Annotated in this window: 14 protein-coding genes; 4 read left to right on the top strand and 10 right to left on the bottom strand. The window is 73.8% G+C overall.

The annotated features are described in order from the left end of the window. The first annotated feature begins 6 nt into the window (after positions 1-6). Both WME83_RS35280 and rbfA read left to right on the top strand, forming a co-directional pair. On the top strand, positions 7-402 hold the full coding sequence (locus WME83_RS35280; RefSeq protein WP_437314096.1) for a DUF503 domain-containing protein: 396 nt from the start codon (positions 7-9) through the stop codon (positions 400-402). Continuing rightward, a complete protein-coding gene (rbfA, locus tag WME83_RS35275; protein ID WP_437314095.1) occupies positions 399-773 on the top strand; it encodes a 30S ribosome-binding factor RbfA in 375 nt (124 codons plus the stop codon). The genes WME83_RS35280 and rbfA overlap by 4 nt, the downstream gene beginning before the upstream one ends. A gap of 60 nt (positions 774-833) precedes the next feature. Here rbfA and aat read toward each other — a convergent pair whose 3' ends face one another. The 5 genes from aat to WME83_RS35250 all read right to left on the bottom strand — a co-directional run bounded on the left by aat (position 834) and on the right by WME83_RS35250 (position 7,846). Next, on the bottom strand, positions 834-1,556 hold the full coding sequence (gene aat, locus WME83_RS35270) for a leucyl/phenylalanyl-tRNA--protein transferase (RefSeq protein WP_437314094.1): 723 nt from the start codon (positions 1,554-1,556) through the stop codon (positions 834-836). A gap of 70 nt (positions 1,557-1,626) precedes the next feature. Next, on the bottom strand, positions 1,627-2,628 hold the full coding sequence (locus tag WME83_RS35265; protein ID WP_437314093.1) for a glycosyltransferase: 1,002 nt from the start codon (positions 2,626-2,628) through the stop codon (positions 1,627-1,629). A 68-nt stretch (positions 2,629-2,696) separates the two neighbouring features. Continuing rightward, positions 2,697-4,019, bottom strand: coding sequence for an ergothioneine biosynthesis protein EgtB (gene egtB / locus WME83_RS35260; protein ID WP_437314092.1), 1,323 nt, complete (start codon positions 4,017-4,019; stop codon positions 2,697-2,699). A gap of 57 nt (positions 4,020-4,076) precedes the next feature. Next, on the bottom strand, positions 4,077-4,853 hold the full coding sequence (locus WME83_RS35255) for a hypothetical protein (protein WP_437314091.1): 777 nt from the start codon (positions 4,851-4,853) through the stop codon (positions 4,077-4,079). A gap of 86 nt (positions 4,854-4,939) precedes the next feature. After that, positions 4,940-7,846, bottom strand: coding sequence for a carboxypeptidase regulatory-like domain-containing protein (locus tag WME83_RS35250; RefSeq protein WP_437314090.1), 2,907 nt, complete (start codon positions 7,844-7,846; stop codon positions 4,940-4,942). Between the two features lie 342 nt (positions 7,847-8,188). On the opposite strand from WME83_RS35250, the gene WME83_RS35245 reads away from it, so the two are divergent. Together WME83_RS35245 and WME83_RS35240 are read left to right on the top strand one after the other, a co-directional pair. After that, on the top strand, positions 8,189-9,616 hold the full coding sequence (locus tag WME83_RS35245; protein WP_020738772.1) for a sigma-54-dependent transcriptional regulator: 1,428 nt from the start codon (positions 8,189-8,191) through the stop codon (positions 9,614-9,616). Then, positions 9,613-10,617, top strand: coding sequence for an ABC transporter ATP-binding protein (locus WME83_RS35240; protein WP_437314089.1), 1,005 nt, complete (start codon positions 9,613-9,615; stop codon positions 10,615-10,617). The genes WME83_RS35245 and WME83_RS35240 overlap by 4 nt, the downstream gene beginning before the upstream one ends. Before the next feature lie 219 nt (positions 10,618-10,836). Here WME83_RS35240 and glmM read toward each other — a convergent pair whose 3' ends face one another. The 5 genes from glmM to WME83_RS35215 all read right to left on the bottom strand — a co-directional run bounded on the left by glmM (position 10,837) and on the right by WME83_RS35215 (position 16,425). Beyond that, positions 10,837-12,279, bottom strand: coding sequence for a phosphoglucosamine mutase (gene glmM / locus WME83_RS35235; protein ID WP_437314088.1), 1,443 nt, complete (start codon positions 12,277-12,279; stop codon positions 10,837-10,839). Between the two features lie 132 nt (positions 12,280-12,411). Next, positions 12,412-13,464: an SDR family NAD(P)-dependent oxidoreductase gene (locus tag WME83_RS35230; protein ID WP_437314087.1), complete on the bottom strand. Its 1,053-nt coding sequence runs from the start codon at positions 13,462-13,464 to the stop codon at positions 12,412-12,414. 84 nt (positions 13,465-13,548) lie between these two features. Then, positions 13,549-14,895 (bottom strand): bifunctional folylpolyglutamate synthase/dihydrofolate synthase, encoded by a 1,347-nt coding sequence (locus tag WME83_RS35225; RefSeq protein WP_437314086.1) that lies wholly within the window; start codon positions 14,893-14,895, stop codon positions 13,549-13,551. Continuing rightward, complete coding sequence (gene accD, locus WME83_RS35220) at positions 14,892-15,749, bottom strand: acetyl-CoA carboxylase, carboxyltransferase subunit beta (protein WP_020738767.1); 858 nt, start codon at positions 15,747-15,749, stop codon at positions 14,892-14,894. The genes WME83_RS35225 and accD overlap by 4 nt, the downstream gene beginning before the upstream one ends. Before the next feature lie 10 nt (positions 15,750-15,759). After that, complete coding sequence (locus WME83_RS35215) at positions 15,760-16,425, bottom strand: CoA transferase subunit B (protein ID WP_129578203.1); 666 nt, start codon at positions 16,423-16,425, stop codon at positions 15,760-15,762. Positions 16,426-16,443 lie beyond the last annotated feature (18 nt).

Raw genomic sequence — 16,443 nt, 5'->3', positions numbered from 1 at the left:
CCGTAGATGTTCGTCGGCGTCCTCCGTCTCCGCCTCGATATCGTCGGGGCCCGCTCCCTCAAGGACAAGCGCAGTGTGGTGCGCTCCTTGAAGGAGCGGGCGCAGAGTCGGATGCGCGTGTCGATCGCGGAGGTCGGCGTGCTCGACGATCCGCGGCGGGCGACGCTCGGCGTCGCGGTCGTCTCGAACTCGGCGGCCATGTGCGACCGGGTCCTCGCGGACGTGGCCGCGATGGCCGGGTCGCTGCCCCACGCCGTCCTCACCGACCGCGCGACCGAGATCGTGCCGTTCGGCGAGGGGGGAGCGGGGGTGCAGGGCGGCATCGAGCAGGCGCTCGGCCGCGAGGATGATGATCTGGGAGCGGCCTCGGACAGGTTCGAGGACGCAGAGGACGACGAATGAGCGGCACGGTGAAGCGGGCGACGCGGGTCGCCGAACGGCTCCGCGAGGACCTGTCCAACCTGCTCCGGGAGCTGCGCGATCCGCGGATCGCCGGGGTGCTCGTGTCGCGTGTGGAGATCACCGACGACCTGCAGAGCGCGAAGGTCCACGTGCGCCACGAGTTCGGGGCGGAGGACGCGGCGTCGCGCCGCGCCCTGCTCAAGGGGCTGGAGGCGGCGTCCGGCCGGCTGCGCAGGGACGTCGCCCGCACGATGGGGCTGCGCGTGGTGCCGACGCTGCGGTTCTTCTACGACGAGGGCCCCGACGCCGAGCGGCGGATCGAGGAGCTGCTCCGGGAGATCAAGGACGACGCGGGCGACGGCCGCTCGTAGCGCCGGGGCCGGGCGGCGCTGCGCGCGGCTCGGACGGCGCTGCGCGCGGCTCGGGCGCGATCACCGCGAGATGAGCCGCTCGATCGCCTGCGCGGGCTCGAGGTCGAAGCGCCACGGCCCCATCTTCGTCGGGGCGTCGAGCGCCGTCTTCAACGCGCGGAGGAACTCGCGCCGCGGCCACTCGACGGCGCCGAAGCGATCGAGGTGGTCGGTGTACACCTGGCAATCCACCAGGGCGAAGTCCCAGGCGACGAGGTTCCCGAGCAGCGTCGCGAACGCGACCTTCGAGGCGTCGGGCGCGCGCGCGAACATCGATTCGCCGAAGAACATCCGCCCCAGCGACACGCCGTAGAGCCCGCCGACGAGCTCGCCGTTCGACCAGGCCTCGATGCTGTGCGCCACACCGGCGGCGTGCAGCGCCGTGTACCCGCCGATGAGCTCCTCGGTGATCCACGTGCCGTCCTGCCCTGGCCGCGGCGTCGCGCTGCAGGCCCGCATGACGTCCGCGAACGCCGTGTCGGTCCGCACCTCGATCCCGCCCCGGCGCACCCGTTTGCGCAGCGAGTGCGGGATGTGCGCCTCGCGCGGCGGCAGCACGAAGCGGGGATCCGGGGAGAACCAGAGCAGCGGTAGCCCGTCGTGGGGCCACGGGAAGATGCCCCGGCGGTAGCCGGCCAGGAGCCGCTCCGGCGAGGCCTCGCCGCCCACGGCCACGATCCCCTCCGGGGTCGCGCGCTCGGGCGGAGGAAAGTCGAGCTTGCTCGTGAGCACCGGGACGCGCATCGCTGTGGGATCGAATCCTCCCACCGGAGCACGCGGTTGCAAAGAGGCGCCCTGCGCGCGCGCCGTGTGCTCAGGACGCGCACACATAGTCGGAGCCCTCGACGAAGCCGCGCGCGGCGAGGTGCTCGCGGATGAGCGCGCGCGCCCCCCGCGCCCCCACGGCGACGACGACGGTCTGCGCGCCCCGCGAGAGCCGCGACGGATCGACGATCGGCGCCCCCTGCGCGATCCGGCCGATCTTGCGCGGATCGATGTCGATGAACCGCTCCGGCCTCACGCCGTTCCGGGCGAGCGCCCTCGCCAGCCGCCGGCCCGTCTTGCCCGCGCCCCACACCGCCACGGGGCGCGCCGCGCCCAGCTTCCTCGCGAGGTAGTGCGCCTTGGCCTCTAGGAACCGCGCGATCGCGTACCGCGGATCCGCGAACGTGGCGCGGCCCTCGCGGTGCCGCCAGCGCAGGCCGAGCTCCGGGAGCTTCGCCATCCGCGCGCCGGCAGCGTCGAGGCGCAGCCACAGGTCGTAGTCCTCCGCCCAGGGGGTCTCCCGGAACCCGCCGACCTGCTCCAGCGCGCTCCGCCGCAGCATCACCGACGGGTGGCACAGCGGGGACTCCACGAACATCTCCCGCGCGTGATCCTCGGGGGTGAGGATCGCGTTCAGCCAGTCGACGTAGCGGAGCATGCCCTCGCCGATCGGCCCGGCCGCGAACGCCTCGACGCGCGCCCCGACGACGGCGAGCCGCGGATCCCGGTGGAGCGCCTCGGCCTGGCGCGCGAGGCGCCCGCCGACCGAGATGTCGTCGCCGTCCATGCGCGCGAAGAGCTCGCCGCGCGCCTCCTCGGCCGCGCGCGCGAGCGCCCGCGCGATGCCCACGCCGCCGGTCGCGACCGGAACCACGCGGGCGTCGCGCCGCGCGAGGCGCGCGACCGTGGCCGGGCCGGCGTCGGTCGAGCCGTCGTCCACGGCGATCACCTCGAGGTCGACGTCGCGCTCGGCGAGCACGCTCTCCAGCGCCTCCTCGAGGGTCGCCTCCGCCTGCCGGTACGGGAGCAAGACGGAGACGAGCGGCGCCACGCCGAGACCATGGCGGCGCGCCGGCGCAGCGTCCACAGGAAGGGCGCGCGCCGCCGGCGCGGCCCGGGTCAGAGGTCGCGGGCCAGCCGGATGCCGCTCATCTGCCACCGCGCGTCCGGCGGGAAGAAGTTCCGGTACGTCGCGCGGAGGTGCGTCGCCGGGGTCGCGCACGAGCCGCCGCGGAGCACGAGCTGGCTGCTCATGAACTTGCCGTTGTACTCGCCGAGCGCCCCCGGCCACGGGCGGAACCCGGGGTAGGGCGCGTACGCGCTCGACGTCCATTCCCACACGTCGCCGAAGAGCTGCCGCGGGGCTCCCGGCCGCGGCGGCGCGCCCGCCGGCTCCGGGTGATAGCGCCCGCGCTCGGCGAAGTTCCCCTCGAGCGCCGCCCCGCCCGGCGCGGCGCCGCCGGCGACCTCCCCAGCGGCGGCGAGCGCGCCCTGCGCGGCGGTCTCCCACTCGGCTTCGGTCGGGAGCCGCGCGCCTGCCCAGCGGGCGTAGGCGTCGGCCTCGTAGTGGCTCACGTGGCAGACGGGCTCGCCGGCGTCGACCTCGCGGAGCCCGTGGAGCGTGAACAGCTGGAGCCCTCCGTCGCGCTGCTCCCAGTAGAGCGGCGCCTCCCACCGGTTCGCCACGACCGCGTCCCAGCCGCCCGACAGCCAGAGCTCCGGCCGCGCGTACCCGCCGTCCCGCATGAACTCGAGGTACTCGCCGCATGTCACCGGCCGGTCCGCGAGCGCGAACGCGCCGACGAACACGCGGTGCCGCGGCGCCTCGTTGTCGAACGCGAACCCGCCCTCGCCGTGGCCGATCCATCGCACGCCCTCGGCGTGCTCGACGAAGCGGAGCTCCCCGGCCGCGCCGCCGCGCCGGCCCGGCGGCGCGCCGCCGAAGATCGCGGGGCGCAGCGGGTTCTGCGCCATCGCGTGCTTCAGATCGGTCAGGAGGAGCTCCTGGTGCTGCTGCTCGTGGTGCAGCCCCACCTCGATCGTGAAGGCGAGATCGAGGTGCCGGCCCGCGGCGATCTCGTCGAGCAGCGCGCGCATGCGCTCGTCCACGTGGCGCCGGTAGCGGTAGGTCTCCTCGACGGTCGGGCGCGACAGGACCCCTCGCCGCGGCCGGCTGTGCCGCTCGCCCACGCTCACGTAGTACGAGTTGAAGAGGTACCCGAACTGCGGGTGAAAGTGCGCGTACCCGGCGCGCTGGCCGAGCACGAACGTCTCGAAGAACCACGCCGTGTGCGCCAGGTGCCACTTCACCGGGCTCGCGTCCGGCATCGACTGGACGACGTAGTCCTCGGCGCAGAGCGGCGCGCAGAGCGACTCCGTGAACGCACGGACCGCGTCGTACCGCGCCCTCAGCCCGCCCGCGACGCGCTCTGCCTGTTCCATCGCGCTCCCCTGGGGTCCTTCGTCTCCGCGAGAGATGCCGCCGCGGCGCGCGGGCGCCTAGCGCTTCTTGAAGTCGCCGAGGTGCGTGATGTACCAGCGGCCCTGCCACGAGATGATCGTGTGGACGTCGAGGCTCGCCGGCTTGCCGTCGAGCTCATACTTCAGCTTGCCGTGGAAGGAGCGGTAATAGCCGATCTTGTTGACCTCGTCGCCGGGCGGCACCCACTTCGGCCTGGAGCCGACCTCGAAGCCGACGAACCGCGCGCCCTCCCAGCTCTTGCGCTTCCGGTGCATCGCCTTCACGTCGTTCGCGTAGGCGGCGTGGAGGTTGTCCCAGTACTTGCCGGGGTCCTTCACGTCCTTGAGCGGGATGAACGGCTCCTTGGGGAACCAGAACGGGTCGGCCAGCGCCGGCTCGTTCTTCACGATGGCGTCGAACAGCGCCCTGGCCCGCGCCGTGAGCTCCTCGCTCTCGAGCGGCGGCAGGATCTTGTTCGTCGCGATCGCGATCGCGATCGCGGTCGCGTCGGCGCCGGCGGCCGGCGGCGATCCCGGCGAGGGCGCGCCGTCCGTCGCCGCCGCGTCGGCGGCCGCGCTGGCGCCCCCGTCCTGCGGCGACGCCGGCGCCCCCGCGTCCTCCGCCTGCAGCGCCGGCGCCGCGCCGGAGGACGCAGGCGCGCCGGCGGCCGCCGTCGCCGACGCGCCCGCGTCCGCCGGCGCGGCGGCGGGCGACGAGGGCCGCGCGCTCTCGGCGGGCCGGGCGTCCGGCGCCGGGGTGGGCGCCGCGCACCCCGCGATCACGGCGAGCGCGCCCGCGACGACCTGCTTCATCATGCGCGTGCCCTATCGCAGCGCCCCGGCGCCGACAAGCGACGCCGAGGCGCGGCCGCGCGCCGGCTCCGCCCGGCGGCGGGCCCGGCTCACTTCTCGAGGATGATGAACTGCACGCGCCGGTTCTTGGCCTTGTTCGCGGGCGTGACGTTCGGCGCGACCGGGCGGTCCTGCCCGTAGCCCTTCGCCATGAGGCGCGAGCCGTCCACGCCGGCCCGGATCAGCCAGGCGCGCACGGAGTTCGCGCGGGACTCGCTGAGGGTCTGGTTGTGCTCGCGCCCGCCCGTGTTGTCGGTGTGCCCCTGGATCTCGACCTTGCGGATGTTCGGGTTCCGCTGGAGCACGTCCGCGATCTCCTCCATCAGCGCGTTCGAGTCGCCCAGGATCTTCGCCGAGTCGGTCTCGAAGTGGATCTGCCGCGAGATCTTGATCTCGTTGCCCTGCACCTTCACGAGCGAGACCTTCGGCCGCTTGTTCACCGTGAGCGCGGCGCGCGTGTCCTCGCTCGTGCGGATGTCGGCCTGGTTGACGTGGTTCATGTAGCCCTGCGCCTCGACCTTGAGCGTCACCGCGCCGGCCGGCAGATCCGGGAAGCGGAACGCGCCGCTCGCGTCGCTCGTCGCCGTCTGCTCGCGGCCCGCCGCGTCGGTCAGCCGGATCGTCGCGCCGGCGACCGCGTCCCCGCTCTCCGCGTCCTTCACCGTCCCGACGATGTTGCCCGTCTTCGGCAGCGCCTCGAGCGAGCAGTCGACGTCCACGAACGTCGGCCCCTGCGGCGGCGCCGCGCTTTGTCCCGCGCCGGGCAACCCCGGCTGCGGGCCGAAGGGATCGGGCTGCCCCGGCTGCGGGCCGAACGGCCCCGGCTGCGGGCCGAACGGCCCGGGCTGCCCCGGCTGCGGACCGAAGGCGCCCGGCTGTCCGGGCTGCGGACCGAAGGCGCCCGGCTGTCCGGGCTGCGGACCGAAGGCGCCCGGCTGTCCGGGTTGCGGACCGAAGGGCTGCCCGGGTTGCGGGCCGAAGGCGCCGGGCTGTCCCGGCTGCGGGCCGAAGGCGCCAGGCTGTCCCGGCTGCGGACCGAAGGGCCCCGGCTGCGGGCCGAAGGGTCCCGGCTGCGGGCCGAACGGCCCGGGCTGCCCAGGCGCCGCCCCGCCGGCGAGGATCGTCGCCTGGCACGTGCCCGGCTTGTAGCCGTTCGCCCGGACGTTGAACGTGTACGTCCCCGGCTCGAGGTGCCGCGTGAGGAAGCGGCCGTCCGGCCCGGTCGCGTACGGCGGCTGGGGCACGCCCTCGATCGTCACGATCGCGCCCGCCACCGCCGCGTCGGGCCTGTTCTGCTCGTGCACGAAGCCGCGCGCGAACGTCTGCGGCGCGGGCACGAGCTGCGGCGGCTCCTTGATGATCTGCGGCGCAGGGGCCGGCGGCGGCTCCTTCTGCTTCGTGTCGTAGGCGTAGCCGATCCCGAGGTACAGCGTCCACGGCGCCTGCGGCGCGACCTCCTCGATGAACACGGAGGTCGCCGACAGGCCGAGGTCGAACGCCGCGTGCCCGGAGAGCCCGCGGAACGCCTTCTGGAATGGCGTCACCCGCACGCCGAGCGAGAGCCGCGACGGGGCCGCGGCGTAGCCCGGCCCGCCCTGGTTCTGCGGGTCCGGGGACGCGAAGTCGTCGAGCCCGAGACAGACGTCGCCGCGCGACACGCGGCTCGTGTGGCACTCGTAGCCCTGCCGGTTCACCGGGATGTCGAGCGTGTACTCGAGGTACGGCTGCACCTTCGGCAGCGGCACCTCGACGCCGAGGTGGGTCTGGAAGAAGTCGACCCGGTTGATGCCGAGCCCGAACCGCTCGATGCGCGAGATCGGCTGCCGATCGCGCCCGTCGGTGAACGCCTTGGCCCGCTCCTTCTCGACCTCCTCCACGACCTGGCCGGAGTTGTCGAGCTTGTAGCCGAGGTTCAGGTTGACCCGCAGCGGGAACCCCTTGCCCTGCGGCTTGCGCAGATCGAGCGTCGCGAGCCCGCGGAACACCGCGCTCGTGCCGCCGCCGGCGAGGCCCACGTCGCCCGTGCCGTTGAGCAGGAGCAGCTGCGCCTCGCCGCCGAAGGTGAGCGGCTTGCCGATCTTCGGGGGCGTGAACGCCTTCACGCCGAACGTCGTGTCGCCGAGCACCTGCAAGAGCCGCGGGCGGCCCTGATCGTTCGCGTTCGCGAACGTGCGGATCGCCGCGTAGCCCTCGAGGAAGGGCAGGGGGGTCGCGTTCAGCGCGAAGAACGCCCCCACGTGGCTCGCCGAGTCCTCCTGCGCGTCGGGGCCGCAGGTGATCGGGTGGCCGGCGAGCGTCGACTCGGCCGGATCGCAGAGGAAGCCGCTCGTCGAGAACCAGTCGAGCAGGAACGACACCCGGAAGGTGCCCGGCGCGCCCGAGCCCGCGTACGACGTCCTGAGGAGGCCGGTCGACCCCCACAGGTTCGGCTGCGCGGTGAGCGAGAGCGCGCGCTCCTCCTCGTCCCACGCGGTGGAGCGCGGCGCCGTCGCGCTGGCCTGGACGCCCTGCTCGCCGGCGGACGCCTGCGCGCCGAACGAGAAGCTCGCGTCCGGCGGCGGCTGCCCCGGCTGCCCGAACTGCGGCGGCGCGTCGCCCGGGAAGCCCGGCTGCGGGCCGAAGCCCGGCTGCGGGCCGAACTGGGTCGGCGGCGCGTCGCCCGGAAAGCCCGGCTGCGGGCCGAAGCCCGGCTGCGCCGGCGGGGGGCCGAACTGGGTCGGCGGCGCGTCGCCCGGAAAGCCTGGCTGCGGGCCGAAGGGGCCGGGCTGCGCGGGAGGAGGCTCTGGCCCGAACGGCCTGGGCGGCGCCGGCTGGCCCGGAAGCGGCTGAGGTCCGAAGGGCGGCTGCGGCTGCTGCGCCTCGGCAGCGCCCGCGAGCGTGAGCGAGCCGACGAGCGGCAGCGCCGTGAGCGCAGCGCGCCGGGGCCTGTCGCCGAACACCTTCCGAAGCGTATGCATCGAGCCTCATCCGCGAGATCGAACAAGGAAACGCCCGCCAATCGGGACGGTGGGGACCTCGCGCGCGGCCCGTTGTACCATCCCGGGCGTCCCACGAAACAGCGGTTTTCGTCGATGGCAGATCCTCGACGAGCCGCGCCGCACGGCTCGATAAGTGCGGCCTCACCGCGGCGAGGCGCGATCGTCGGGCCTCCTTCGCGCCTCGCCGCGATTGCGCGCTCCGGCGCCCGGCGACCCGGTCGCAAACGTGCTCGGCCGCGGCGCCCCGCGGCCCCGGTGTCGCTCGGCCGGGCTGCGCAGCTGCCCAATCCTGCGGGCGCGCATGCTAGGAAAGCCATCATCATGGCATCCCGGGGGCGCATCCTGATCGTCGACGACGAGGCCAACGCGCGCGCGGCGCTCTCCGAGATCCTCCGCGAGGAGGGGTACACCACCGAGACCGCGGCCGACGGCTTCAAGGCGCTGGGCAAGCTCGAGGAGTTCGCGCCGGACGTGGTCCTGACCGACCTGAAGATGCCGGGGCTCGACGGCATCCGGATGATGGAGAAGGCGCAGCTCGCGCTGCCGGACGCGACGTTCGTCGTCATGACGGCGTTCGGCACCATCTCGAGCGCGGTCGAGGCGGTGAAGAAGGGCGCGTACAACTACCTGACGAAGCCGCTCGATTTCTCGGTGCTCGCGGTGGTGGTCGAGCGCGCGGTGGAGCGGGCGCGGCTGCTCCAGGAGAACTCGCGGCTGCGCGAGCGGCTGCGCGAGCGGAACGCGTTCGGCCACGTGATCGCGAGCCACCCGAGCATGGTGAAGCTCCTCCGGCTGGTCGAGCAGGTGGCGCCGAGCCGCGCGAGCGTGCTGATCGTGGGCGAGACGGGCACGGGCAAGGAGCTCATCGCCGAGATGATCCACCGCGCGAGCCCGCGGGCGAAGGCGCCGCTCGTCCGGCTGAACTGCGCGGCGCTGAGCGAGTCGCTCCTGGAGAGCGAGCTGTTCGGCCACGAGCGCGGCGCCTTCACCGGCGCCGTCGGCCGTCGCGAGGGCCGCTTCGAGCAGGCGAACGGCGGCACGCTGTTCCTCGACGAGGTGAGCGAGATCCCGCTCGCCACGCAGGTGAAGCTCCTGCGCTTCCTGCAGGAGCGCACGTTCGAGCGGGTGGGCGGCAACGAGACGCTGAAGGTCGACGTGCGGATCCTCGCCGCGTCGAACCGCGACCTGCGCCAGCGCATCGCCGAGGGGCTGTTCCGCGAGGATCTCTACTACCGGCTCAACGTCGTCACCCTGGAGATCCCGCCGCTCCGCGAGCGCCGGAGCGACATCCCCGAGCTCGCGACGTTCTTCCTGGGCCGCTACGCGCAGGAGAACGGCAAGCGGATCGAGGGCTTCACGGACGAGGCGCTGTCGGCGCTGACGAGCTACTCGTTCCCTGGCAACGTGCGCGAGCTGGAGAACGCGATCGAGCGGGCGGCGGTGCTCTGCGACGGCGCGCGCATCGAGCCCCGGCACCTGCCGGCGCAGATGTCGTCCGAGCCGGCCGAGGCGTCCGACGCGATGCCGCGCGTCCCGGGGAGCACGATCTACGATCTGGAGCGCTACGCGATCCTGCGCACGCTCGAGGCGTGCAAGGGCTCGACCTCGAAGGCGGCGACGATCCTCGGGATCAGCCCGCGCAAGATCCAGTACAAGCTGCACGAGTACAGTGCGGCGACGGCGCGCGGCCGCGCGCGGCCGGGGGACGGCGCGCCGGGCGAGGCCCCCGACGGCGAGGAGGGCGCGTGAGCGGCGGCGGCGAGGCGATGGTCGAGGAGCGCGGCGAGCGCGCCGCGCCGTCCCGCCCCGGCGGGGAGGCGCCGGGCGGCGAGCTGCTGATCGACGTCCGCGGCCTGCTGAAGACGTTCCGGGTGGGCTTCTTGCGCCGGCGCGCGGTCGAGGCGGTCAAGGGCGTGAGCTTCGGCGTGCGCCGCGGCGAGATCTTCGGCTTCCTCGGGCCGAACGGCGCCGGCAAGACGACGACGATCAAGATGCTGACGGGCCTCATCGCCCCGACCGGCGGCGAGGCGTACCTGTTCGGCGCGCGCGTCCCGTCGCCCGAGGCGCGCCGGAAGATCGGCTTTTTGCCGGAGAACCCGTACGTCTACCCCTACCTCACCCCGCGCGAGTTCGTGGAGCTCTGCGGCAGCCTGTCCGGGATGCGCGGCGCCTCGCTGCGCCGGCGGACGATGGAGGTGCTCGATCAGGTGAAGATCGCGTACGCCGCGGATCGGCAGGTGCGCCGGCTGTCGAAGGGGATGCTGCAGCGCACGGGGCTGGCCGCCGCGCTGGTCGCCGATCCCGAGATGCTGATTTTGGACGAGCCCATGAGCGGCCTCGATCCGGTGGGCCGCAAGGAGGTGCGCGATCTCATCTTTGCGGAGCGCGATCAGGGCCGGACGATCTTCTTCTCGACGCACATCCTGAGCGACGTCGAGGCGATGTGCGATCGCGTGGCGATCCTGCGCGAGGGCCAGGTGGTGGTGAGCGGCGCGATCCGTCAGCTCCTCCGGGGCGACGTGCTGCGCACCGACGTCATGCTGGCCGCCGCGCCCGAGTCGCTCCTCGAGGAGCTCGGCGCGCTGGGCTTCGCGACCACGCGCCGCGGCGACGTCGTGGTGGTCGACGTCGAGGGCGAGGCGCGCGTGCGCGAGGTGCTCCAGCGCTCGCTCGCCGCGGGCGCGCAGGTGGTCGAGGTGACGCCGCGCCGCGAGACGCTGGAAGATCTCTTCATGCGCCGCGCCCTGTAGCCAACGCCGGGCATCCCTCGGACGACCGCAGGCAGCGCGTCCTTCGGACAACGGTAGGCCCCCGGAGCGGGTGTCCGCTGGGCGGGGTGGGGGATGGGCCGATGTTTGAGGCGGAGACATGGTTCATCCGGCTTGCCGGATGAGCCATGTCTCCGCCGAGTTCGGCGGGGCCCCCACCCCGCCCAGCGGACACCCGCTCCGGGGGCCGGGCAGCCCTGGCTACGCCGTGACCCCCGCCACGTCCTGCTTGGCCGCCTCGATGATCTCGAGCGCGTACGCCCCGATGGTCGACGCATCCTCGCCCTCGACCATGACGCGCAGCTTCGGCTCCGTCCCGCTCCACCGCACCAGAATGCGCCCCTTGTCCCCGAGCGTCTTCTCGATGCGATCCACCGCGACCCGCGTCCGCTGCATGCTGTCGAGCGGCAGCCGCGTCGGGAACGTCGCGTTCTCCAGCACCTGAGGCACCCGCTGCATCGCCTTCGACGCGAGCTCGCTCAGCGGCTTGTCCTCCTCCATCATGATCGCGAGCACCTGCAGCGCCGCCACGATCCCGTCGCCCGTCGTCGCGTGGTCCAGGAAGATGAGGTGCCCCGACTGCTCCCCGCCGAACGAGTAGCCGCCGTTCCGCATCGCCTCCACCACGTAGCGGTCCCCGACCGCGGTCCGCACCACGTGCCCGTTCTGCGCCTTGAGCGCGCGCTCGAGGCCGAGGTTCGACATCACCGTCGTCACGATCGTGTTCCGCGGCAGCTTCCCGGTGCGCAGCATCCTGAGCGCGCAGAGCGCCATGATCGCGTCGCCGTCCACGACCTCGCCGCGCTCGTCGACCATGATCACCCGGTCCGCGTCGCCGTCGAGCGCGATGCCGATCGCCGCCCCCCGCTTGAGCACCTCGGCCTTCACGTGCTCCGGGTGCAGCGCGCCCGTCTCGCGGTTGATGTTGCGCCCGTTCGGCTTCACGCCGAGCGCGGTCACGTGCGCGCCGAGCTCGGTGAACACCGACGGCGCCACGCGGTAGGCCGCCCCGTGCGCCGCGTCGACAACGATCTTCACGCCGTCGAGCGACAGCGCCGTGGGGAACGTGCTCTTGCAGAACACGACGTACCGCCCCCGCGCGTCGTCGAGCTTCACCGCGCTGCCGATCGCCGAGCCCACCACCCGGGCCTCGTCGAGCTCGTGGCTCTCCATGAGCCGCTCGATCTCCTCCTCCGCGGAGTCGGGCAGCTTGTAGCCGTCGGGCCCGAAGATCTTGATGCCGTTGTCCTGGTACGGGTTATGGCTCGCGCTGATCACCACCCCGGCGTCGGCCCGCATGCTCTGCGTGAGCTGCGCGACCGCCGGCGTCGGGATCGGCCCGCTCAGCATCACGCGGCCGCCCATGGCGCACACGCCGGACGCGATCGCCGTCTCCAGCATGTAGCCGGACAGCCGCGTGTCCTTCCCGATCACCACCCGCACCTGCCGCGACTTCCCGTGGCTCGCGACGAAGGCGATCGCGCGCCCGAGCCGCAGCGCCATCTCCGGCGTCATCGGCGGCTGGTTCGCCACGCCGCGCACCCCGTCGGTGCCGAAGAGCTTGCGCCCAGCGGAGGCCTGCTGCGGTGCGCCCGTCGCCGACGGAGCGCCCTCCCTATGATCCTTCTTGGTGTGCTTCGGCACGGTCCCTCTCTCGTGGTTTGGGCTGAGGAGACCACCCTTAGCAACCTTTGCCAAGACAGCCTACGGCCAACTGCCGGCGCGGTGACCGCGGCGCGTGTTCGTCGCTCGATCTATCGCTCTATCGCTCCGCTTTCACCGCGCCGCCTCGGGCGGCGCTTCGTTGTTGCGCCGCGCCGCCTCGTTGCTCAGGCGCAGCAGGACCGACCCCTGCGCCGGCGCGCGCAGATCCCGCCCCCGCGTCGTCCCCGCGGCGCCGCGGGGCGCCGGCAGGAACGCGTTGACCAGGCCCATCAGCCGCACCGTCATCTGCGGCGCGATCCCGTGCGCCCAGCTGAGCAGGTGCGAAGACAGCCCGAGCTTCACCTCGGCGCGCCCCTCGCGCGCCGCCGCCACCACCCGCCGCGCGGCGCGCCGCGCGTCGATCGTCGCGAGCGGGATCGACGAGGCCAGGCCGAACCAGCCGAACTCGCGCCGCGGGTCGCCGCCGAACTCGGCGTTGTAGATCGACCCCGTGCGCATCGGCCCGGGGATCACCGTGGTGACCCGCGGGCCTCGCGCGCTGCCGTAGGAGAGCTCGGCCTGGAGGCTCTCCGAGAAGCCCACCATCGCGAACTTCGACGCGTTGTACCCGAGCAGGTGCGGCACCGCGACGCGCCCGCCGATCGACGCCACGTTCACGATCCGCGCCGCGCGCCCCTGCTTCTCCAGGTGCGGCAGCGCGCGCCGCGTCGCGTAGACCGCGCTCCAGTAGTTCGAGCGCATCGCCTCGTCGAGCTCCTCCACGCGGAGGTCCTGCATCGGCGCCACCTGGATCACGCCGGCGTTGTTGACGAGCACGTCGATCCGGCCGAACGCGCGCGCGGCGCCGTCGATGAACGCCTCGGCCGCGGCGCGATCGCCGAGGTCGCACGCGACCGCGTGCACCTCGACGCCGAGCGCCCGCAGCCGCTGCTCGGCCCGGTCGAGCGCCGCCGGGTCGCGGCCGGCGATCGCCACCCGGGCGCCGTGCCGGCCGAACTCCTCGGCGAGGAGCAGCCCGAGGCCGCGAGAGCCGCCCGTGATGACCACGACCCGGCCGCGCAGATCGAGCCGCCGCAGGGCGCGGAACGCCGTCCGCGCGAGCGCGGCAGCCCCGAGGGCCGCCGCAGGGAAGAGCACCGGAGATCGCCGCTTCCTGAACGCCATGCCGGCGGACCGGCATCGCCCGTGCCAGACCGGCGCGCCGCCGCGCAGCGACGCGCCTGCACATCGCGCGGCGGCGCGACCGCGTCAGAGCGTCACGACCGGGTCCGGCGCGATGCCGAGCAGCGCCGATCGCACCTCGCCGACCAGGTAGATCGAGCCCGTCACGACGACGAGCCCGCCCGGCCCGGCGACCTCGATCGCCCGCGCCACCGCCGCGCGCGGATCGCCGATCGGCTCGCCCGGCGCGATCGCCCGCAGCGCATCGAGCGGCGCGGCCGCGCGGCCCTGCGGCGTCGCGTAGAGCCGCCGCTGCGCGCGCGGGGCGAGCGTCTGTAGCATTTCGCCCCACCCCTTGTCGGCCATCGCCCCGAACACGAGCGCGGTGCGCGCCGCGCCCGGACCCTCCTCGTCGAGCCACGCGGCGAGCGCCTGCGCGCCGTGCGGGTTGTGCGCACAGTCGAGCAGGACCCCGGCGGCGCCCGCGTCGATCCGCTCCAGCCGACCGGGCCAGCGGGCCGCGGCGAGCCCCGCCGGGAGCGCGCGCTCGACCTCGGGCCACCGGCCCGCGAGCTGCCACGCGATCCCGCACGCGACGCCCGCGTTCTCCGCCTGGTGCGCCCCGCGGAGGCCGAGCTCCACCTCGATCGCGGCGCGCCCCGGCCCGGCGATGCGCGTCGCGCGCGCGGAAGGCCCCGCGCGCCCGACCGCGATCTCGCCCGCGCCCCCGACCGCGATCTCGCCCGCGCTCCCGCCGCGCTCCGCTCGCGCGACGCGGAGGCGCGGCCCGGCGGAGATCGCCAGCGCCGCGGCCTCGATCGCGGCGTCGGCCTCGGGGTCGAGCGGGCCGAGCACCACGGGCGCGCCCGGCTTGAGGATGCCCGCCTTCTCCCGGGCGATGTCGGCCAGCGTCGGGCCGAGCAGGGCCACGTGATCGAACGCGATCGACGTGATCGCCGTGCAGAGCGGCGCCGCGAGCACGTTGGTCGCGTCGAGCCGCCCGCCGAGGCCGACCTCGACGATCGCGAGGTCGACGCCCGCGTCGCGGAAGGCCACGAACGCGGCCACCGTCAGCGCCTCGAAGAACGTGAGCGGCGAGGGGACCCGCTCGAGCGCGGCCGACAGCGCGCGCTCGAGCGCCGCGTCGCCGATCGGCTCGCCGTCGATGCGGATGCGCTCGGCGAAGCGGGACAGGTGCGGCGACGTGTAGAGGCCGGTGCGGAGCCCGGCCGCGCGCGCGACCGACTCGACCATCGCGCACACGCTCCCCTTGCCGTTGGTGCCGGCGACGTGCACCGCGGCGACGTCGGCGTGGGGGTCGCCGAGCGCCCCGAGCGCCTCGCGCACCCGGTCGAGCCCGAGCACCATGCCCCGCGGCGCCCGCTGCCCCAGCGCCTCGAGCAGCGCCGGGAGCCGCGGCGCCGCCGAGCTCATCGCCGCGCCCGGCGATCGCCCGCGAGGTGCTGGAGCAGCGTGGCGAGGTACGCCTTCATCTCGGGGCGCGGCACGATCGCGTCGACCATGCCGTGATCGAGCAGGAACTCGGCCCGCTGGAAGCCCTCGGGCAAGGTCTGCCGGATCGTGTTCTCGATGACCCGGGGGCCGGCGAACCCGATGAGCGCCTTCGGCTCGGCGATGTTCACGTCGCCGAGGAAGGCGAAGCTCGCCGCGACGCCGCCCGTGGTCGGGTGGAGCAGCACCGAGATGAACGGGAGGCGCGCCTTGCGGTAGCGCTCGAGCGCGGCAACGCTCTTCGCCATCTGCATCAGCGAGAGGATGCCCTCCTGCATCCGCGCGCCGCCCGACGACTGGAGGAGCACCACCGGGAGCTCCTCGCGCGTCGCGCGCTCGAACAGCCGCGTGATCTTCTCGCCGACGACGGAGCCCATGCTCCCGCCCATGAAGGCGAACACGAACGCGCCGTACGCGATGTCGCGGCCGCTCAGCCGGGCGCGGCCGATCTCGATCGCCTCCTTGGCGCGGCCCTTCTTGTGGAGCGCCGCGACGCGGTCGCGGTAGCTCTTGCCGTCGCTGAACCCGAGCGGATCGTTGGGGACGAGGTGATCGTCCCACTGGGCGAGCTCGCCGTCGTCGAGCAGGAGCCGACGCCACCCCTCGGCGTCGAGCTTGTGGTGGTGGCCGCACTGCGAGCACACCTCGAAGGCGCGGGCGAGCTCGGAGGCGTCGTGCGTGTGCGAGCAGCCGTCGCAGCGACGGAACACGCCCGCTCCCAGCGAGCGCTTCTCGCTCGCGTCGGTCGTCGGCAGGGTCTTTTCGGGCCAGGTCATCGGCGAACCCCTAGGCGCTCCGCTGCCCCATCTCCTTCACGTCGGAGGGGACCCGGAGCGTTGGTTGTGTCTTCTCCTGCACCTCTCGGGCGCTCACGCCGGGCGCGAGCTCGCGCAGCACGAGCCCCTCGGGCGTCACGTCGAGCACGGCGAGATCGGTGATGATCCGGTGGACCACGCCGCGCCCGGTGAGGGGCAGCGCGCACTCGGTCAGGATCTTGGGCGCGCCGTTCTTCGCCGCGTGATCCATGATCACGACGACGCGCTTCGCGCTCACCACGAGATCCATCGCCCCGCCCATCCCCTTCACCATCTTGCCGGGGATCATCCAGTTGGCAAGATCGCCCTTCTCGGAGACCTCCATGGCCCCGAGGATCGCGAGGTCGATGTGGCCGCCCCGGATCTGCGCGAACGACTCGGCGCTCGAGAAGATCGCCGAGCCGGGGAGCATGGTCACGGTCTCCTTGCCGGCGTTGATGAGGTCCGGATCCTCCGCGCCCTCGGCGGGGTACGGGCCGATGCCGAGCAGCCCGTTCTCGCTCTGGAGCACCACCTCGATCCCCGCGGGGATGTAGTTGGCGACGAGCGTCGGCATCCCGATGCCGAGGTTGACGTAGTAGCCGTCCTTGAGCTCCAGCGCGGCGCGCTGCGCGATCTGTTCCCGCGTGAGTCCCATCGTGTCCCCTGTCCCGGC

It is taken from the genome of Sorangium sp. So ce385, from assembly GCF_051474135.1.
Lineage (GTDB): Bacteria > Myxococcota_A > Polyangia > Polyangiales > Polyangiaceae > Sorangium > Sorangium cellulosum_D.
The sequence above is the reverse complement of the archived record's forward strand: the minus strand, read 5'-3'. Positions and strand labels throughout refer to the sequence as shown.